This window comes from Frankia sp. QA3 (genome assembly GCF_000262465.1).
Taxonomy (GTDB): Bacteria; Actinomycetota; Actinomycetes; order Frankiales; family Frankiaceae; genus Frankia.
In genome coordinates this window covers 2,706,495-2,724,778 of record NZ_CM001489.1, presented here as the reverse complement: position 1 = coordinate 2,724,778, position 18,284 = coordinate 2,706,495, and the positions used below count along the sequence as shown (strand labels likewise).

Genomic DNA, 18,284 nt, shown 5'->3' with positions numbered 1-18,284 from the left:
CCGCATCAGGCTACGTTCGCCCTGGCGACGACGGCGCGTAGTTTCTGGTCGCGTGCGTGGCGGTTCCGCCAGCCGAGGTAGCGGCGGATCATGCTGGCCTGGGCGCGGTGGTTGCGGTGGTCGGTGCCGTCCAACGCGAAGTAACGCAGCGCGGTGAACTGGGCCTCGATGCGGTTGAGTCAGGAACTGTTCGTCGGGGTGTAGGCGATCTCGACGTTGTTCGCCGCCGCCCACGCCCCGACCCGCCCATCGACCCGGGTCGACAGATGGGGTGCGTAGTCGTCGCCGACGATCGCGATCCGCACGTCGGGTGGGTACAGGCCGCGCAGGTAGCGGCAGAAGGTCAGGAACACGGTGCGGTTCTTCGTGGTCCTCACATGCCCGTACATCCAGTCCTTGCCCAGGTCGTAGGCGGCCAGCAGATGCCGCATCCCTGCGTGCGGGTGTACGTCGCCCGCTGCCGGCGCCGCGGACCTCGCTTCGGGTCGGTCTTGACACCCCCGACCCCGGCCCACTGCCGGCCAGGCCGTGGCATCAGGTTGAGTGGCCCGAACTCGTCGACGCCGAACACCACCGTCGGCTCGCCGGGTTCGGGCACGACCTGACCGTCGATGATCGCGTACAGGTGCTCGACGCGGGCCTTCTTCGGCTCGTACTCCGGATCCGAGCTGGTCTTCCACGTCTTCACCCGTTGAAACGACACGCCCTCCTCACGGAGCTCCGACCCGCAGGCCCTCATGGCTGATGTCGTCGACCATCCCCTCCGCGACCAGGAACTCCGCCAGCTTGGACAGGCTCCAGGTCGACAATGGCAGCCCGTGCTCCGAGGGCCGCGACTTCGCGATCTTCTTGATCTCCCGGCGTTCCGCCACGGTGAACTTCCTGGGCCGCCCGCCTGCGTACTTCGGGTAGAGGGAGGTGAACCCGTCGGCGTTGAAGTTATGGATCACGTCGCGGACCCGGTCCTCGGACGTGAACGTCACCTGCGCGATCTTCGCCACCGGTATCCGCTGCGCGGACAGCAGGACCATCTGCGCCCGCCGCCACGTCACCACCGACCCGGTACCGCGACGTACGATCCGTAGCAATCGAGTCCGGTTGTCGGGTCCGTGTTCAGTGGCGGGTCCAGACGACAGCCAGGGCGATGGCAGACACGCCTCCGACCGCGCAGACCAATGCCCACGGGTAGCCACTCCCGCCGCTGGCCAGGTCGATGACCGTGCCACCGCGTCAGAACGTTTCCATCGCCAGAGCGGACAAGGCGGTTGCGCGTAGGTCGAGAGAGCGTTGCCGCTCGTCACCGGCCACTCGCATGAGGGCCGCGACGTCGCTGCGGCCGCCGGACACCACAAATGTGACGACACCGATTACCAAGTAAAAGACAGCCATTGCAAGCGCCAGCGGCCGGTCGCCGCCCAGCCAGGCTCCGAGCGTGATGGCGCCGCCGCCGATGATCAGGACAGCGGTGGTGGCCAGTCGGCCCAGCCGGTTTGTCCGTGTCGGCTGTGGCGTGTGTGTCGGTGGGGTGCTGAAGCCGCCGAAGGGTCCGTGTGGGCTGAGTCCGCCGGTGCCGCCGTTGAGGGACACCATGCCTGCGCGGATCTGGCCCCCGATGCGGTAGGCCCGCGTCGGATCACCTGACCAGACTCCGCCGCCGAGTCCGAAGTCGCTGTCGTTCGCCAGCCGGACAGCCTCGTCGTCGTCCCGGAACGGGATGACGACGGTGACCGGCCCGAAGAACTCGCGCTGCGCGATCGTCATCGAGTTCTCGACCCCGACGAACACGGTCGGTTCGACGAAGAAGCCCGTCGGCGGGTGGGTCGGGCGGCCGCCGCCGTAGGCGAGCTGCGCTCCTTCGTCGAGGCCGGCGCGGATGAGCGTCTCCACCTTGTCCCGCTGTGCGGCGCTGATGAGCGGGCCCATGGTCACCGTCGGGTCGGCCGGGTCGGCCGGGTCGCCGATCTTGACATGGTCCATGGCCCCCTTCAGACCCGCGACGAGGTCGTCGTGGATCGATTCGTGCACGAGGGTCCGGGTCAGCATCGAACAGCCCTGACCGCAGTTCAGCGTGAAGTTCATGACGACGTCGGGAATCACCTTGGTCGGATCGGCGTCCTCGCAGACGATGTTCGCCGACTTGCCGCCCAGTTCGAGCACGACCTTCTTGAGCGTGTCCGCCGCCTGTTTCACGATCTTGCGACCGACCGTGTCGGAGCCGGTGAAACTGACGATGTCCACCGCTGGGTGCGAGGTGAGCAGTTCACCGGCCGCCGGCGTGCCGATGACGACGTTGAACACTCCCGGTGGCAGGCCCGCCTCCTCGGCGATCTCCGCGACCAGGAACGCCGACAGGGGAGTGTAAGGCGACGGCATGAGCACGGCCTCGTGCACCCGGCGGCCAACGCCGGTGCGAGCTTGAACGCGGCCAGGAAGAACGGCGCGTTGTACGGCGTGATGATCGAAGCCACGCCGTAGGGCTCGCGGCGCACGACGCCCTGGCCGACGCCGAGCGGGGTCTCGTAGGGCAGCATCGGCTCGTCGAACTCGAACGAGAGCAGCACCCGCTCGGCCATGTCCTCGAAGTGCTCGATCGGCACGTCGACGAAGACCGACTCGGCGAGCATCCGAGCTCGACCCACCTCGGCGACGTCGAGGTCGACGAGCTCGGCCTGACGTCGCCGCATGACCTCGGCCATCCGCATCAGTAAGCGGGACCGTTCGGACGGTTTCATTCTGGGCCAAGGGCCGTCGTCGAACGCCTCGCGCGCGGCCATGATCGCCCGGGTGACGTCTCCCGCGGACGCCTGTGGCACCACCCCCCATGACCTGTTCGGTCGCGGGGTTGATCGCTGTCAGGGTCTCGGTGGAGTCGCTGTCCACCCAGCGGCCGCCGACGTACAGCCGATCTCGGGTGATCACGAAGAGACCATGGTGGGAAGAACGACAGCGGCCACCTGGGTCTTCGGTCCAGCGGTGATCATCTGGGTGCGGCCGTTGACGCCGATCACCTGCAACGGCACGTAGATCACTCCTTTGAGGGAAGAACCCACCATTTCACTCCGGCGCTGTCCAGCTTGGCGTCGACGGCGTGATCGGGCCAGCCTGACGGAGTCCGCCACCACCGCAATCCTTTGAGGCGGTGGATGATGTCCGTGTCGGCCGGCGGCGGGACGCGACCGGAGTGACGGCGCGCTGGGCGAGACGGGGTGGTGCGGCTGGTGGACGGTTTGTCGGACGGTGAGGTCCGCGCGCTGGCGAGTGCCTTTCCGGACAAGGTCTCGGCCCGGCATGTTCTGGTGGCGGCGGGCCTGGAGGTTGGTCGGCACCCCGTTCTGAACCTGCACACCGCCGAGGAGATGTGGCGGGAGATGTGGCGGGAGGTCTCGGCGCTTCTGGAGAACGGTGCCCTGTTGGACGATCGGCGGGCACTGTTCGTGGCTGTGAGGTGCTGCCCGACCAGCAGCACGCCGGTCCTGCTCTGGCCGCATGCAACAGAGCCCTGTGGGGCGAGAACCGAGGCGAACCCTCCTCCAGCCAGGCCGAATCGTCGACGGGGCGAACCTAGCCTGATGTGGTACCAGCTACAGCGGCAATGTTGCACGGCCGCAGCTCGCCTCGGTCCCGGCCGCTACGTCGAACGGCCGGGACCGAGGGTTCTGTTCGGCTTCTTGCGGCAGCTACCCGGCGGGTCGCTTACGCTGGCAGCCGGCTGTCAGGGGTTCCACCGAGCCGCGTGCCGCTGTCCGTCCGGCAGCAGGGCCGCGCCCACGATCTGACCTCGGTTGTTGACGGCGCTGGCGTAGCTGTCGGCTCCGCCGAGTGCGCCGAGGAACTCGACCCGCCCGTTGTTCCAGCGGAAGCCGCGGGACCGCGTGTTGTCGGACGTGTTCCCAACGACCAGGCCGTCGTCGGTCACGTCGACCGCATCGGACCAGCCCGTGCCGTCAGGGTTGATCTCCGTGAGCCTCCCGCCTTGCCAGTGGAAGGCGTGGCGCTGGTCGGAGCTCTCGAGGTAGCCGATGACGTCCCCGCGGTTGCTGATCGCGGTTGCCTCGCCGGTCCGGTCGCTGATCACGAGGGCCCGACCGCGGCTCCAGATCGTCGGGTTGTACTGGAGGCCGGCGTCGGTACGCCCGACGACGTCGCCGCGGTCATTCACATCGCTGGCGTAGGCCTTGTCGGCTCCGGGCGGCAGCGGCAGCACCGTCCACTGACCGTCGGTCCACAGCGCGGCGCGCGACCCCCCGTTGTCGGCTTCGAGCGTTCCGGCGATCTGACCCCGCTCGTTGACTCCCGTGGCGATCGAGACGGCGTAGCCGGCAGGCGGGGTCAGCGTGCGCAGGTGCCCGCGGAACCAGGTCATGGCCACGGTCCGGAGGTTGGACATGGGATATCTCGTGCCCACGACGAGACCGGACTCGTTCTGGTCGGACGGCAGGAAGGGCAGGCCGACCAGGGCGCCGCCGGGCGGGATCACGAAGCCATTGGTCCTGCTGACGGGCCCCTCGATGCCCGTGATCTGCCCGGCCTGATTGATGGACCTGACGACGTTTGCCCCGTCCGGGAGCCGCTCTATCCGTCCGCCGCGCCAGTGGATCCCGTGGGGCCACGCGCGGTCGGACTCCTGTCCCAGTCCGATGACCTCGCCCCGGCTGTTGATGTCCACCGCACCGGTCGTCGGCAGGTCGGGCAGGGCCCCGAGGTCCACCGCCGGCACCTTCCTCGGCGAGGGCGTCGCGGCCTGGGCGGCAGTGCCCAGGCCTACCGCGCCGGTCGCGACGGCCAGAGCGGCTACGGCTGCAAGACGAGTGGCTGCGCGGACGCGCACAGCGGAGGGTGCTACGGGCATCATTGTCTCCTTCGTCGCGAGACGCCCGGCCCGTCTCAGGGAAGGGAGGTCCCGCATTGGCTGGCAACATTGGCTGGCCAGCATTGTGTGGCGGCCCGGCGCGGGACCCGAGGCCACGTTTGATGTCGGTTCGCTGACACGCCGCACAGCAGTCTCAAAACGTCCGTCAGTGCCCTCGCGCGTATTCGCGTAACGGGCGGTATGCGGCTGACACCGCGCGTTCGCGTAGAGCTGGGACGAGCGCCGGTTTTTGCAGCAGCGGACGCCGGCCGACCCGAGCTGATGACGAATTTGATCGCTTCGTCCCTGTCTTGGATTTTCTGGGTGTCCGGTGTCGCCGGACACTCGCGGGATCACCTCGGGCGGGGGGCTGGGTGAGTAACGGACCGGACCCGCGGCCGGAGTTCGCGGCTGTTTGCCGTGACATTGATCGATCAAGGCGGAGGGCTGGGCCTGACGTGTAGTAACGCCGGCGGACAAGCGCGTACGTCAGCGGCCTTCCACGCACGAAGACGCACGTCTACGGACGCTGAAATGACGGTCAGTTCGGCCTGAAGAACGGACGGTCGGAGGTTCGGCCCCGCAAGTGCTGGCGCACGGCCTCGGCGCTGCTCCCAGCCGATCCGGAGGGGCCGTCACTTGATCGCGATGATCGTATCCGGTGCGGCCGGTGGTGCTCCGCTCAGTAGCGGGCCTCTTCCCGCCGCGCACATTCGAGGAGCGTACCTGGAGCTATGGCGGCGCTGCCCGGGTCGGGCTTGCGCTGCCTGGGAACACCCGCCACGGTTGAACCAGTGCCATTGTCGCCGTCGTCGATGTGCTGTCCGGCAGTGTTGTGTTCGGAGGAAGCGAGGCATGCCAGTAGCCCGGTGATCGGCGGTCAGACGGCGGCGAGTTCGGTGAACGCGGCGGCTGGCCGAAGCTGTGGGTCGATGTCGATGGCAAGTTCGTAATGGCCGCGGCGGATGTTCTGGACCAGAGCGTGCCCGGTGCTGATCGTCTGGACGGACCGCAGCCGTTTCAACACTCTCGTTCGCCGTCAACGAACGGCACGCCAAGTGCCGCTACCAATCCATTCTGTGGGCGTCAGCGGGCCGGTACCTGGCGGGCGGCCTCGATGATCCGGGTGAGTGCGCCGTGCAGGTCCTGCAGATCGGTGACCTCTACGCCCAGCCGATCGACGACGGCGCGGGGGATCTTCAGTGCTTCCTGCCGCAACGCGCTGCCGGCCGGGGTGAGTTCGAGGGTCAGCAAGCGTTCGTCGGTGGCGGCCCGGCGCCGGGTCACGTAGCCGGCCGACTCCAGCCGCTTGAGCAGCGGGGAGAGCGTGGCCGAGTCCAGGAGCAGGGCGGCGCCGAGGTCCTTCACCGAGCGCGGCGAGCGTTCCCAGAGGGCCAGCATCACCAGGTACTGGGGATGGGTGAGACCGAGGGGCTCCAGCAGCGGCCGGTACACCCCGATCACCAGCCGGGACGCGACCGACAGGGCGAAGCACACCTGTCGGTCCAGCGCGAGGGGATCCTCCCCGAGGTCCTCGCCGATGCTTGCGTCGTCCTCGATCACGGGCCGGTCCCTCCCTTCGTGGCGTGCGTCATGGTCCAGGATACCTGGCACGTCAGCGAAGCAATCGCGTACGATTCTTGTGTGCACGAACTAATCGGGCGCCAGGGTTCGGCCGGCTACGCGACACGCGTGGCGGCCGATGAGGGAGGGCGACGGATGAAGCGTCAGGACAGCACCGTCGGCGCGGCGGGTGGGACGGGCGTGGCGGCGGACCGGCCCAGCCGTTTCTACCGTTTCCTGTTGAGCTTCATGGGGCCGGCGCAGCTCGGTTCGCTCGACGCGCCGGCGCGCCCGGTGCCCCCGCGGGTGGACGTCTGCCGCAGCTGCGGGCAGCCCCGGGACGCCCACGAGCTCGAGCGGCTTGCCGACCGCACCGCCTCGCGCTGCCCCGCGGGGCCCGCGCGGTCCTAGGGTGGGGTTGACGACTGTTGCCGATCCAGTGCCTGGTAGCGCCGGATAGTGATCCATGATCATGGTGTGAACCTGAAGGAGTGGGTAGCTGCGAACGGGGCGTGGTGGTGTCGGTGACGACCGGGCGGGGCCTGGTCGATGATGTCCGGGTGGGAGATCGTGAGGGCGGTGGCCGCCGGCCGGACCCGGAGGTCGAGCCGAAGGCGCGGCGGCGGTCGTTCTCGCCGGCGTACAAGCCGCGGATCCTGGCCGAGTATGAGGCGGCGACGTCGCCGGGGGCGAAGGGTACGATCCTGCGCCGGGAGAGGTTGTATGAAGGTCGCCGGCCGCTGGATCTACCTACTCCGGGCCGTCGACCAGCACGGACAGGTCAGCGGCGTCCTTGCTATGAGGCCATAGCGGCGCAATCGATGATCCCCGGCTCCGCTCAGCAGCGCGTACAGCCTGTCGCCGGCCCAGACGTCGCCGGTGCTGGCGCGGGCGAGTAGCTCGCGGATGGTCGGCCGGGCGGCGAGCTGAAGAGCGGTTCCGCCGTCGCCGGCATCGGCCTGAGCGTGCAGGACGGCGTTCGCACCGTCGCGGTCTCCGGCCGCGGTCAAAACGGGGACGAGGCGGGCGGAAGCACGAGGTGCTTCACCCGACCAGAATCACCGTGACTCCGACCGCGTCGTAGGTCCCGCGCGCGCGTGCGTCCCTCGTCGCGAGGGCCAGGCCGTGCTCCTTGGCGGCGAGCGCAACCAGTCCGTCATACACGGCGCCGCCGGCGATGCCGAGTTGGCTCAGGGTCGTGTGGACCTTCTGGACAGGCGAGCCGCTTAACGCCAGCGGCGCCGTGAACCTCGCATCAAGCAGGTGTGCGGCGTCCGGCCCGGACAGCCGCGTGTTGCCCGGCAGTCTGGTGAGTACCGAGTAGGTCTCCGCCAGGGTGTGCCCACTCAGCGTGAGTTCCTGTCCGTCCCACCATCGCACTACGTCCGCGTGATGCTGATGTGAGCGGACAAGGAGAGGAATGGCAACGCTCGTGTCGACCGCGATGGTCACGTGCGACCCGCGTCGATAAGGCCGAACAGCACATCGTCATCGACAGGCGTGTCGCCGGCCGACACGAGCACGCCGTTCTCCTCGACGAGGCGCGCGGTCCTGCCCGTGGGTACGACCTGCACACCAGCCTCGTAAGGCGAGATGTCCATCTTCGTACCCGGGAGCAGGCCCAGGGCGTCCCGGATGGACTTGGGCAGCACGATCCGGCCTGCCTGGTCCACAACAGCTTCCAGGGGAGAGCGATACCATTCTGATCTCATCGACGCGCTTCGCGAGCCGTCCGGCGTGGGGCTCCAGAACCCCGATTCGGGTGATGACCTGCACGTTTGCGGGTGGCAGCGGGGCCTGCGTCAGGCAGGCTGGTGGGTCAACGTGTGGTCCCTGTCCTACGGCCTGGCGCGCGGCGCCTCATGGCGCTCCGGGTGCGTGAACCAGGTGCGGGATGGAGCGCAGCGGCCTGGCCATCTATGACGACCGGCTCGCGGTCGCGGATACCGAAGTCACAGCGATCGACCCGTATGGCAGCTCGCGCCGCCGGTCGTCGGAACGCGGGGCCATCGCGTGGGTGGTACCGACATGCGTCCTCGACCATACCGTGTGACCTGCGCGAATGAGCTCGTCAGACAGGGCGGCCGGTGGTGGGGTAATGGTTCGAGTCTCCCCGGGATACGCGTCATCGCCTGCAAGGAACGCCCCCACCCCGGCGCGCAGCTACGCATCACCGACGTCGACGGCAACCGGATCACCGCGTTCGTCACCAACACCGCCCGCGGCCAGCTCGCCAACCTCGAACTGCGCCACCGCCGCCGTGCCCGCTGCGAGGACTGCATCCGCGGCGCCAAGGACACCGGCCTGACCAACCTGCCGCTGCACGACTTCGCCCAGAACCAGCTCTGGTGCCAGATCGTCGCGCTCGCGCTCGACCTGATCGCCTGGAGCCAGCTGCTCGCCCTACCCGACCACCCGGCGCGACGGTGGGAACCGAAACGGCTACGCCACCGGCTGTTCTGGCTGGCGGGCCGGCTTGCCCACCACGCCCGCACCACCGTCCTGCACCTCGCCGCCCACCACCCCTGGGCCGGGCTGGCCCTCCAGTCGATCACCACACCGCGCGCACTGCCCGCCCCGGATAACCCGCGGCCACAGACCTCCCACCCCGTCAACCAGGAGAATCAGCCTGGACGTGGACCGAGCGCCCATCTCGCGCGACAGCGGGGCACTCCACCACGGCCACCCCCAGACCGAGCGGCACAACTCAACATCAACAAGAGTGGGAGACCGGCCCGCGATCACATCTGATCAAGGCGCGAAAGATCTGGGCCAGGCGCCTGGGTCCCTGAGAACCGCCCGCCCGACAACGAACAGTCCGCGCTGCGGAATGGCGAAATCGCGAAGGAATGCCTGGGCGGGAATCGGTCCCGGTTCGCCAAGGTGCGCACCGCGGACCGTCGCGGTGCTGTCGCTCACGACCCACAGGCGCAATGGATTGGCCACGAATCGCTGCCCGTTCGGTGCGAGACCGGTCAGCCGTACCCGGCCCGCCCCGAGCGCGGCGCCAGCGAGCCGCGACGTGACCTCGAGCAGCGGGCGGGAACGCCAGGCGCGATCCGGCAGGGCGGAACCCAGGGCGCTGAAGAGCCGGGTCACCGGTGTCGCCGCGACCGTCACCGTCCAGTCGAGATCGCCGTCGTCGGCGGTGACACGCAACGTCCGCGGACCTGCCCAGTCGATGTGGATCGGGCCCTCGCGCACATCGTCGACGGCCGAGCCGAAGTAGCGGGTACAGGCCAGCTCGGCGGGCTGGTCCTGGTAGAAGGTCCAGCGGCCGTCGGGGTCGCGATGCCAGACCGACCGATAGCCGGGGCCGACCGAGGACTCCGGAAACCGGCGCAGACCGAGGACGTGCCCGGAACGGAACGGAAGGCCCATGACCCCGTAGCCCGCGAACCGATCCTCGCCCGCCGGATGCCGCGGATCCAGCCGACCCACCGCGTTCGTCCGGTCTGGCCGATCTTCCCTCCGGCGTTCGAGGTCGTCGACGACGTCGCGAGGCTCGCGCATGGCTGGACTCTGCCACGGCGCACGGCGGCCACGTGTGCCGTGACCAAATCAGGACAGCCTAATCAGGACAGCCTACCGCCGAGACTTTCCTGGCCCGCGGGACGAAACCAGGATCTGCTCAGCCTGGTCGGGTGGCCCGGGGGATCGCACCCCCGGGCCACCCGACCAGGGGTCTCTGCCGTGACCACGAAAGTGAGAATTGTCTGCCTGCTTTCCCTTCGGGGGTGCGCTTGCCCTCGGTAAGGATTGGAGCCACCTCGGCATCGGGCCGGAAGGTGGTGGCGGTACGGAGTATCGCGTAGTGGAATGTGTGCCATGAGATTGCTCGTTCTGGGGGGTACCGCCTGGCTCGGTCGGGCTGTGGCCGAGGCGGCGCGCGACGCGGGTGACAGTGTGGTGTGCCTGGCTCGTGGGGAGTCGGGTGACGCCGCCGAGGGTGTGCGGCTGGTTCGTGGTGATCGTCGTGATCCGGCCGTTTACGATCTCCTGCCGGGCGAGTTCGATGCGGCGGTGGATGTGTCTCGCCAGCCTGGGCAGGTGCGTAGCGCGGCTGTGGCGCTGGAGCCGCGCTGCTCGCACTTCATCTTCGTGTCCACCGGCAATGTGTACGCCGACCCGTCCGCACTGCGGAAAACTGTCGACGCGCCCCTGCTGGAGCCGCTTGACGGCGACGTCATGGCCACCATGGCCGACTACGGTCCCGCGAAGGTAGCTTGTGAGCAGGCGGTGACCGACGTGTTCGGGCCGTCCCGTCTGTTGATCGCTCGCTCCGGTCTGATCGGCGGACCGGGTGACTGGTCCGGGCGAACCACCTACTGGCCGGGTCGCTTCGCGGCCCCGTCGAATCCGCAGGGGCGGGTACTCGTCCCCGCCGTCCCGGACCTCATGACGCAGGTCATCGACGTGCGCGATCTCGCGCTCTGGCTTGTCGACTCCGCTCGTCAGCACCGTACCGGCACGGTGAACGCGACCGGCGACGCGATCTCCTTCGAGGCGCACATCGCTCTCACCCGCGAGATCACCGGCCACCGCGGCCCCCTCGTGTGGGCTGAACCCGGCTGGCTCGACGGACACGGTGTGAAAACCTGGTCCGGGCCGAGATCGCTGCCCTTGTGGCTGCGGCAACCCGGCTACTCCGGGTTCAATGATCTCGACAACACCGCGGCGCGCGCTCTGGGTCTGGTCAGCCGGCCGCTGGCGGAAACACTGCTCGACGGACTCCGCGCACTGCCTGCGCAACCGGTAGCTGGTCTCACCGACGACGAAGAACGCTCCCTGCTCGACGCCTGGGACGCTCAGAAGGCCACCCGAGGTTAAGTGGTCTGGCCGGTAAGGACTCTGTCGCGTTCGGAGGGCGCGGCGCAGGCCAATGATCTCGTCGGCCGGGGTCGGACGGCGTGGGCGAGTTCGGTGAACGCGGCTGCCAGCCGCAGCCGCGGGTCGACGTCGGTACCGAGCTCGTAGTGGTCGCGGACGATGGCCGTCGGTCGCCTCGCAGCGCCGGCGCCGCCCGCGGGTGTCCGGCTGGCGACAGGCGCGGCCTGTAATGCTCTGATTACTTCCCAGTCGGTCGAAGGGGATGATGGGAACTGGATGGCTTCGCTGTTTGTGGAGGCATCCGGCGACCTTGACTCGCCGCAGAGCCGCCGGTGTCTGCAGCCGGTAGTCGTGGGTCAGGCTGGTGGGGAGGTGCGGATGAGCCGGGTCGGGGTGCCGGCTGGTCTGCCCCCGCACGCGCAGCCGTTGGATGAGGCGGATCCGCGTCAGCTCGGATCGCATCGTCTGCTGGCGAGGCTGGGGGCCGGCGGCATGGGATCGGTATATCTCGCGAGCGACGGTGGGGCGGGGTGGGTCGCAGTGAAGATGCTGCATCCGCATCTCGCCCGGGACGAACACCGCCGGGCCAGGTTCGCGCGGGAGGTGGAGCTCGCGCGGCGAGTGCGCAGCCCGTACACGCCAGCGGTTCTCGACGCCGACGTGGCGGCCCGTTTGCCCTATCTGGTGACCGTCTTCATCGACGGTCCGACGTTGGCCGACGAGGTGGCCGACCGCGGACCGATGGCGACGGAGGAGTTGACGCAGCTCGCGGTGAACGTGCTGGCCGCGCTGCTCGCGTTCCACCGGGCCGGTGTGGTGCACCGTGACCTGAAACCGGCGAACATCATCCTGTCGCGGACCGGGCCACGCGTCATCGATCTGGGTGTGTCCCGGAGGATGGACGACCCTGCGTCGGGGTCGTTGACGGCAACTGGCCCGCAGCCCGGCACGCCGGTATTGATGGCGCCTGAGCAGTGGTCGGGCGAACAGGTGACGAGAGCGACAGACGTGTTCGCGTGGGCGGGTGTGGTCGTCTACGCGGCGACGGGACGGTATCCGTTCGAGGGGCGGACGCTGAGGGAGCTACGGGAGACGGTACTGCGCGGGGCGCCAGCGCTCGACGACGTGGACGCGACGCTGCGCCGGTTGGTGGCGCCGGCCCTGGCGAAGCGACCGGCGGACCGGCCGACCGTGCCCGAGCTACTTGTCCAGCTGCTGAATCTGCCCGGCCGCGCCAGGGCCGACCAGATCCCGGATGTTCAAGCTGGGGATGACGATGCGGCCGGGGATCAGCCCCGGTATATCCCACCGACCACCATCCCTGTCATCGCAACCGGCCCCGTCCCGACCCGGAGCGCGCAGACTCGCGAGGTACCCCAGCCGCCCGACGCCACGCCGCCGCCACCGCAGCCTCGCCCGTCGCCGCGGTCTGACGTGGGGCAGCAGCCCGCTGGCGGTACACGCTCAGGGGTGTCGGTGGCATGGTCGGGGGTACCGGCAGTGCCGGATCGTTTCGTGGTGCGTTCGACGCTCACGACGGCGGTGGAGTCGGCACTGTGTCGCCCGGCCCGGGACGGGCGGATGCCGGTGGCGGCGTTGGTGGGCATGGCCGGCGCCGGGAAGTCAACGCTGGCGCGGGCGGTGGCCGTAAATCCGGCGGTCCGCGCCCGGTTTCCGGACGGCGCGGTGTGGATCGACGTCGGCCCGGAGGCGGACCTGGTGGCTTGTCTCGCCCAGCTCGCTGAGGCGGTCGGCTGGGCGGAGCCGATCAGCGACATCCGCCGCGCCGGCAGGGCGTTGCGTCGCCTGCTGCACGACAGCGCCCTGCTGATCGTCGCGGATAACGTGTGGGACGCCGATGCAGTTGCCGCGTTGGAGGTCGGTGGGCCGGGCTGCGGCCTGCTGGTCACCAGCCGCAGCGTCGAGGTCGTCGACGACGACGCCGTCACCATCTCGGTGGGCGCCCTGGCCGACGAGGATGCTCGCCGCCTGCTGGCCCGCTATGCCCGCTGCGCGAACGGGGTGCTGCCGGTGCAGGCGGAGCCGGTGCTGTCCGCGTGCGGCGGTCTGGCGTTGGCGTTGGCGGTCGCGGGCGGGATGGTCGCGCAGGGACGGCGGTGGTCCAGTGTGGCCGCCAGGCTCGCCCGCGCGGACCTCGACCGACTGGCGCACCGCTTTGCCGGCTATCCGCACCCGGACCTGCTACGGGCGCTGGACGCCAGTGTCGGCACACTGTCGGCGGCCAGCCGCGACCGCTTCCGGGACCTGGCGGTTTTTGAAGGCCACGGCCGGGTGCCGATCGTGGTGGTGGCCCGGTGGTGGCGGTCCACCGCCGGGATGGACGACCTTGACACCGAAGATCTGATCATCCTGCTGGGTGGCCGGTCATTGGTCCAGTTCGACCCGCACGCCCGCACGCTCACCGTGCACGACCTGCTGTTTGCCTACATCCGAGCCGATGTGGGCGCCGACGGAGTCCGCGCGCTGCACGGCCGGTTTGCCACCATCCTCATGGACACCTGGGGTGGTCTGCCGGCCGGTCTGCCCGGCCTGCGCCAAGGTGAGGCGGCGGTCGAGCCGGTGACGCAGTACGGGTTGACGCACCTCGTCCCCCACCTGGCCGCGGCAGGCCGCGGCGACCTCGTCCACCAGGTTCTCGCCGCCGAACACCGCCAGGTCAACGAACGATCCGAGAATGTCTGGTACACCGCCCACGACCGGGCCGGCCTGGTCCTCGCCTATCTGGCGGACGTCCGGCTGGCGTGGCGGCTGGCCGAACAGACCACCGACGATGTGCTCGCCAGCGGCGTGCCCGCGGCCACGATCGGCCTGGAGTTGCGCTACCTGCTGATCGTCTCTTCGGTCGTCAGCGTGGCCAACCGGGCTTCGCCCCGGCTACTCGCCGCCGCCGTCGCGGAGGGTGTCATATCGCCCAGCCGAGCCCTCGCCCCGCTGCGGGCCATCCCGAACAGTCGGGTGCGATCGCAGGTCCTGGCCGACGCGGTGCAGCATCTGCCCGCCGATCTTCTCCGGGACGTGCTCCCCATCGCCCGTACGATCAGCGATCCGCAGTACCGGGCGCTCGCCCTCGCGGATCTCGCCGCGTATCTGCCGGACGACGATCGGCACGCGGTCCTCGCCGAGGCGCTCGCAGGAATCACCGCGATCAAAAATTCGGCGATCCGTGGCGGCACGATCGCCGGCCTCGCGCCGCGGCTTCCCGCCGATCTCGCCACCGAGGCACTTGCCCTCGCCCATGCCCTGGACGAACCTCAGGCACGGTGGCAGGCCCTCACGGCACTCCTCCCGCGACTGCCCGCGGACACCTGGCGATCAGCCTTTGAACAGGCCCGCACCGCGGCCAGGACGATTGCCGATCCCGATGACCGCGCCCACGCACTCGCCCACATGCTGTCCCGCATTCCCGACGATCTTCCTGGCGATCACGTGGGCACTCTACTCCCCGAGGCACTCACTGCGGCCCGGGCGATCAGGGACCACCGCTATCAGGCGATGGCGGCAGTATCGCTCGCGCCGTATCTACCCGCCGACCAGCGCCGAGCCGCGATCCTCGATGCGCTGGCCATGGCCGTGGAATCCCCGCGGCGCGGCTTCGGGCAGTCCATCGCCTACAGCCTCGCGGAGATGGCACCGCGTTTACCCGCCACCGAAAGGCGGTCGCTGCTGCGCGAGGCGCTGGACAGGATCCTCACCATCGGCTCGTGGGGAGAGCGGTCCTCGGCGCTGGCCGTGTTGGCGCCCGCCCTGCCCGCCGACCTACTCCACGACGCCCACGCCGCAGCCATGACGATGCCCTCGTGGTACAGGAACCGGGCGCTGGCCGGCATCATCGCGTGCCTGCCCGCCGACCGGCTCGCCGCAGCCCTGACCGCCGCGGTCACGCCCGGCCGGGAAAGCATCGATCCTCATCACCTCGCCGAGATCCTGCACGAGGTGGGCGCACGCTTGGCCGACGAGCAGCTCACCACGATCCTGGCCGCCGCCGATTCGATCAGCGACCGAGCCGGACGCGCCGCGGTTCTGGCCGCGCTCGCACCACGCCTCCCCGCCGACCGGCGCGGGCCCGTCCTGGCCGACGCCCTGACCGCCGCCGCGACGATCAACGACTCGTCTGATCAACGCGACACCATCGTCGCGCTCGCGCGACACCTACCCGCAGAGTTGGCCGCGGCCCTCCTGCCCGCCGCCCACGCGATCAGCGGACCGTCCGACCGAGCATCAGCGCTGGCCGCCGTCGCACCACACCTGCCCGCCGGCGACCGGGATCCGATCCTGACCGAGGCGCTGGACGCGATCCGCGCCGACACCGACGCCCCCTACTCCCAAGAGCAGGCACTCACCGCGCTCGCCCCGTCTCTACCTCCCAGCCTGCGTGCCCAAGCCCTCACGATCGCGCATGCGGTGGCCGACTCCACCGATCGCCTGCTGGCACTGGTCGCTCTCACCAAACACGCAGGCACCAATTCCCGGCAGGAGATCCTCGATCAGGCCCTCATCACCGCCAGCATGATCGACAGGCCGAGCGAGCGGGTCTCCGCCCTGGTCACCGTCGCGCGACAGCTTTCCGTCCACGAGGCGCGGCCGGCCTTCACCGCCGCCCTCAGCGCGGCCGAAACAATCGACGACCCGGACCTGCGCGCCATCGCCCTGATGGACCTGGCCCGCTATCTCCCCACCGACTTCCTCGACGACGTGCTGACCATCACCCGTAAACATTGCCTCCCCGCCGCATCCGGCGGCCGCCGCTTCGAGATCCTCGCAGCAATCGCACCACGTCTGTCACCCGAAAAAGCCGGCACGGTCTTCGCCGAAACACTCACCGAAATCCGTGAAGGCGGAAACTTCCCGTTCCTGCAGGCCACCTGCCTAGCAGGACTGGCGCCGCTCCTACCATCACGTCTCCTCGGAGAAGCCGTGGCCGCGGCCCGGTCACTCCACTCGCCGGAAAGCGCGGCCTGGGCGCTGGCTTCCCTCGCACCCCACCTACCCGAGAGCGAACATCACGGCACGTTGGCGGAAGCGATCGAACTGGTCGAGGAAGCCCTGGACATCCATATCGAGGTCTGCCGCGGCGCGGTGGCGGTTGCCTTCTGCGCCGACCGCCTGCTCGCGACCCACTGGCCTGGCCGCTGGCGCCACGCCGCCAACCTCAGCGCTGACGGCGGACGACAGGCCGCACTGCACCTGCTGAAAACCGTCCCAGCACAACTACACAAGTCCGGAGGCTCTGAGGCCGTCCAGCACCTGGCGACCGCACTCCACGACACGTTCCGCTGGTGGCCGTAAGAAGCGGGCCTACGGGGCGATCCCGCGACGGGAGTGCCGTCGTGATCGGGCCTTGGGCCCAGCGGGCGGCGGGCAGCCACCGGCGCCTCGACCCATCACCTGATCATGCCTGGCCATCAGCAGGAAGGCGAGGACGCTCCAGGACCGGGATCGATACTCGGGAGGTGCCCACGATGTCGGCGCCCCGGTCCCGCAGGGTGCGCTGGCTTCTCGTTGCATTGTCGGCGCTGACTGCGATGGTTGTCGCGGTTACGGGGCGTGTTCTGTTCGTGGTCGGTGATGGTTCGCCGGATGACGTCGGCGTGGTGCGGGGTGAGCTTTCTTTTCTGGGTTCGGCGTTGGATCACGGGGCGGGGGAGAGGATGCAGCGTCTTTTCCCCGAGGGGTACTTCTTTTCCAACGTGCTGTATGGGTTGGCGCTGACCGATCTCGCGGCGGGCGGCCACGGCGACCCGGGGAAGGCCCGGGCGGAGGCGGCCCGCGTGCTGGGCCGCCTGGCGTCGCCGGCGGGCACCGCGGTGTTCGAGCGGGGTCTGTCGCCCGAGTACGGCGTCTTCTACGCGGGCTGGTCGCTGCTGCTGCGGGCGCAGTCCGCGGCCCTGGCAGCGCGCGGCGGCGGGGACCTGGCGGTGCCGGCTGGCTGGCCTCCGTCGGCGTCGGGTGGGGGCCTGCCCGGCGGGGAGCGGGCTGGTCTGGCGGCGGCGGACCGGATGGCGGAGGCGGTGCGCGCGGCGCTCGACGCCGGGGCCTCGCCGTTCCTGCCGGCCTATCCGGGGCGCTCGTGACCGGTCGACACCGTGGTGGCCGTGGCGGCGTTGCGGCGCGCCGACCTGGCGACGGGCGCCGACCACAGCGCTCTGATCGCCCGCTGGGTCGACCGGGCGCGGGCGCGAGCGGATCCCGGCACGGGGCTGCTCCCGCACGAGACCGATCCGGTCACCGGCCGGAGGGTGAGCGGTGCGCGGGGCAGTTCCCAGAGCCTGATCCAGAGGTTCTGGCCGCTGCTCGATCCCGCCGGCGCGCCCACGTCGTACCGGCGGTTCCGGTCGGTGTTCGTCACTCGCCGCTTCGGGGTTGTCGGGGTCCGCGAGTATCCGGCCGGTGTGGCGGGTGGTGGGGATGTGGACTCCGGGCCGTTGCTCGCCGGCCTGTCGATGTCGGCGACCGCGGTCGCGATCGGCGCGGCGAGGTCGAACGGTGACGTCGCGGTGGCGGTGTCGTTGACCCATGAGGCCGACGTGTTCGGCGTGCCGGTGCGGTGGTGGGGTACGCGGCGCCATCTCCTGGGCGCGGTCCCCATCGCCGACGCGTTCCTCGCGTGGGCGCGGGCCACGCCGTATCCACCGCCAGGGTCGGCCACCGGTACCAGTGCTGCAGGGTGCGACGCCGCCGGGGCCGCGGGTCGATCGAGACCTGTCCGCCGGCCTTGCCGTCCGGCGCGCCGATCCGCACTATCGCCGCAACCGGTGCATCTCGCGTACCCTGCCCACCCGACAGGTGTCCTCAAGAAGGTGTCCTGAAAGATCAAAGACGCTCACGTGGCATTGGGTCGACGCTGTGAGGATCGGCATGCGCGACGAGGGTCCGCGTTCTCCGCCCGCACCTGCTCGATCATCGCTGCGGCCAACGCCGCGGGCTGCTCCTTACTGCTCCGCGGCGACCCTGGACTCGTCCGGCACTTCGCGATCATCAAGATCAGCCAGTCCAGGTCAAGTCGAAACCCGGATGGGAACTG

14 protein-coding genes and 5 pseudogenes are annotated in these 18,284 nt (G+C 69.7%); 8 read left to right on the top strand and 11 right to left on the bottom strand.

Annotated elements, in window-relative coordinates; genetic code table 11:
- Positions 1-5 precede the first annotated feature (5 nt).
- From FRAQA3DRAFT_RS38695 to FRAQA3DRAFT_RS34905, 4 genes and pseudogenes are all read right to left on the bottom strand, one after another.
- Positions 6-1,031: pseudogene (locus FRAQA3DRAFT_RS38695) on the bottom strand (IS630 family transposase).
- Between the two features lie 199 nt (positions 1,032-1,230).
- Positions 1,231-2,373 (bottom strand): aldehyde dehydrogenase family protein, encoded by a 1,143-nt coding sequence (locus FRAQA3DRAFT_RS32980; RefSeq protein ID WP_255347008.1) that lies wholly within the window; start codon positions 2,371-2,373, stop codon positions 1,231-1,233.
- Positions 2,374-2,444: 71 nt separating this feature from the next.
- Positions 2,445-2,813 (bottom strand): annotated as a pseudogene (locus FRAQA3DRAFT_RS38060) (aldehyde dehydrogenase family protein); the annotation flags it as partial.
- Positions 2,814-2,915: 102 nt separating this feature from the next.
- Positions 2,916-3,119: a hypothetical protein gene (locus FRAQA3DRAFT_RS34905; protein WP_157467289.1), complete on the bottom strand. Its 204-nt coding sequence runs from the start codon at positions 3,117-3,119 to the stop codon at positions 2,916-2,918.
- 87 nt (positions 3,120-3,206) lie between these two features.
- Between FRAQA3DRAFT_RS34905 and FRAQA3DRAFT_RS38690 the strand changes: the two genes are divergently transcribed.
- Positions 3,207-3,776: an effector-associated domain EAD1-containing protein gene (locus tag FRAQA3DRAFT_RS38690; RefSeq protein ID WP_369809411.1), complete on the top strand. Its 570-nt coding sequence runs from the start codon at positions 3,207-3,209 to the stop codon at positions 3,774-3,776.
- Here the strand turns inward: FRAQA3DRAFT_RS38690 and FRAQA3DRAFT_RS11065 are convergent.
- The 3 genes and pseudogenes from FRAQA3DRAFT_RS11065 to FRAQA3DRAFT_RS11055 form a co-directional block, all read right to left on the bottom strand.
- Positions 3,713-4,708, bottom strand: a complete 996-nt coding sequence (locus FRAQA3DRAFT_RS11065; protein ID WP_035920864.1) for an HAF repeat-containing protein — start codon at positions 4,706-4,708, stop codon at positions 3,713-3,715. The two genes, FRAQA3DRAFT_RS38690 and FRAQA3DRAFT_RS11065, sit on opposite strands and share 64 nt — an antisense overlap.
- 1,021 nt (positions 4,709-5,729) lie before the next feature.
- Positions 5,730-5,888 (bottom strand): annotated as a pseudogene (locus FRAQA3DRAFT_RS32975) (IS6 family transposase); the annotation flags it as partial.
- A gap of 47 nt (positions 5,889-5,935) precedes the next feature.
- Positions 5,936-6,412: a MarR family winged helix-turn-helix transcriptional regulator gene (locus FRAQA3DRAFT_RS11055; protein WP_009739134.1), complete on the bottom strand. Its 477-nt coding sequence runs from the start codon at positions 6,410-6,412 to the stop codon at positions 5,936-5,938.
- A 156-nt stretch (positions 6,413-6,568) separates the two neighbouring features.
- Between FRAQA3DRAFT_RS11055 and FRAQA3DRAFT_RS11050 the strand changes: the two genes are divergently transcribed.
- Complete coding sequence (locus FRAQA3DRAFT_RS11050; protein ID WP_009739133.1) at positions 6,569-6,823, top strand: hypothetical protein; 255 nt, start codon at positions 6,569-6,571, stop codon at positions 6,821-6,823.
- A gap of 633 nt (positions 6,824-7,456) precedes the next feature.
- Here FRAQA3DRAFT_RS11050 and FRAQA3DRAFT_RS11045 read toward each other — a convergent pair.
- The gene (locus FRAQA3DRAFT_RS11045) at positions 7,457-7,864 is read right to left on the bottom strand and encodes a type II toxin-antitoxin system VapC family toxin (protein WP_009739132.1); all 408 of its coding nucleotides are present in this window, start codon (positions 7,862-7,864) and stop codon (positions 7,457-7,459) included.
- The gene (locus tag FRAQA3DRAFT_RS11040; protein WP_035922747.1) at positions 7,861-8,097 is read right to left on the bottom strand and encodes an AbrB/MazE/SpoVT family DNA-binding domain-containing protein; all 237 of its coding nucleotides are present in this window, start codon (positions 8,095-8,097) and stop codon (positions 7,861-7,863) included. The genes FRAQA3DRAFT_RS11045 and FRAQA3DRAFT_RS11040 overlap by 4 nt, the downstream gene beginning before the upstream one ends.
- A 209-nt stretch (positions 8,098-8,306) precedes the next feature.
- Between FRAQA3DRAFT_RS11040 and FRAQA3DRAFT_RS34900 the strand changes: the two genes are divergently transcribed.
- Complete coding sequence (locus tag FRAQA3DRAFT_RS34900) at positions 8,307-8,465, top strand: hypothetical protein (protein ID WP_009739130.1); 159 nt, start codon at positions 8,307-8,309, stop codon at positions 8,463-8,465.
- Positions 8,466-8,524: 59 nt separating this feature from the next.
- Positions 8,525-8,992: pseudogene (locus tag FRAQA3DRAFT_RS11035) on the top strand (IS1380 family transposase); the annotation flags it as partial.
- A gap of 171 nt (positions 8,993-9,163) precedes the next feature.
- Here the strand turns inward: FRAQA3DRAFT_RS11035 and FRAQA3DRAFT_RS11030 are convergent.
- Positions 9,164-9,925: a hypothetical protein gene (locus FRAQA3DRAFT_RS11030; protein WP_009739129.1), complete on the bottom strand. Its 762-nt coding sequence runs from the start codon at positions 9,923-9,925 to the stop codon at positions 9,164-9,166.
- Positions 9,926-10,285: 360 nt separating this feature from the next.
- Between FRAQA3DRAFT_RS11030 and FRAQA3DRAFT_RS11025 the strand changes: the two genes are divergently transcribed.
- Positions 10,286-11,242 (top strand): epimerase, encoded by a 957-nt coding sequence (locus FRAQA3DRAFT_RS11025; protein ID WP_198287073.1) that lies wholly within the window; start codon positions 10,286-10,288, stop codon positions 11,240-11,242.
- Between the two features lie 74 nt (positions 11,243-11,316).
- Here the strand turns inward: FRAQA3DRAFT_RS11025 and FRAQA3DRAFT_RS35955 are convergent.
- A pseudogene (locus FRAQA3DRAFT_RS35955) lies at positions 11,317-11,403 on the bottom strand (IS6 family transposase); the annotation flags it as partial.
- Here FRAQA3DRAFT_RS35955 and FRAQA3DRAFT_RS31500 point away from each other — a divergent pair.
- The 3 genes from FRAQA3DRAFT_RS31500 to FRAQA3DRAFT_RS31490 all read left to right on the top strand — a co-directional run bounded on the left by FRAQA3DRAFT_RS31500 (position 11,402) and on the right by FRAQA3DRAFT_RS31490 (position 18,069).
- Complete coding sequence (locus FRAQA3DRAFT_RS31500) at positions 11,402-16,549, top strand: NB-ARC domain-containing protein (RefSeq protein ID WP_083873577.1); 5,148 nt, start codon at positions 11,402-11,404, stop codon at positions 16,547-16,549. The pseudogene FRAQA3DRAFT_RS35955 and the gene FRAQA3DRAFT_RS31500 sit on opposite strands and share 2 nt — an antisense overlap.
- 362 nt (positions 16,550-16,911) lie before the next feature.
- Entirely contained in the window at positions 16,912-17,334 is a 423-nt protein-coding gene (locus FRAQA3DRAFT_RS31495) for a hypothetical protein (protein ID WP_157467287.1), read from the top strand.
- A 12-nt stretch (positions 17,335-17,346) separates the two neighbouring features.
- Positions 17,347-18,069 carry a hypothetical protein gene (locus FRAQA3DRAFT_RS31490; protein WP_009739125.1) on the top strand — a complete coding sequence of 241 codons (723 nt, stop codon included), beginning with the start codon at positions 17,347-17,349 and terminating at the stop codon, positions 18,067-18,069.
- Positions 18,070-18,284: the final 215 nt, after the last annotated feature.

What these genes read in the sequence shown, in the direction of transcription:
- FRAQA3DRAFT_RS32980 (WP_255347008.1), bottom strand. Translation starts at nt 2,373, where the DNA reads ATGCCGTCGCCTTACACTCCCCTGTCGGCGTTCCTGGTCGCGGAGATC.
- FRAQA3DRAFT_RS11050 (WP_009739133.1), top strand. Translation starts at nt 6,569, where the DNA reads ATGAAGCGTCAGGACAGCACCGTCGGCGCGGCGGGTGGGACGGGCGTG.
- FRAQA3DRAFT_RS34900 (WP_009739130.1), top strand. Translation starts at nt 8,307, where the DNA reads ATGGAGCGCAGCGGCCTGGCCATCTATGACGACCGGCTCGCGGTCGCG.
- FRAQA3DRAFT_RS11030 (WP_009739129.1), bottom strand. Translation starts at nt 9,925, where the DNA reads ATGCGCGAGCCTCGCGACGTCGTCGACGACCTCGAACGCCGGAGGGAA.
- FRAQA3DRAFT_RS31500 (WP_083873577.1), top strand. Translation starts at nt 11,402, where the DNA reads ATGGCCGTCGGTCGCCTCGCAGCGCCGGCGCCGCCCGCGGGTGTCCGG.
- FRAQA3DRAFT_RS31495 (WP_157467287.1), top strand. Translation starts at nt 16,912, where the DNA reads ATGCAGCGTCTTTTCCCCGAGGGGTACTTCTTTTCCAACGTGCTGTAT.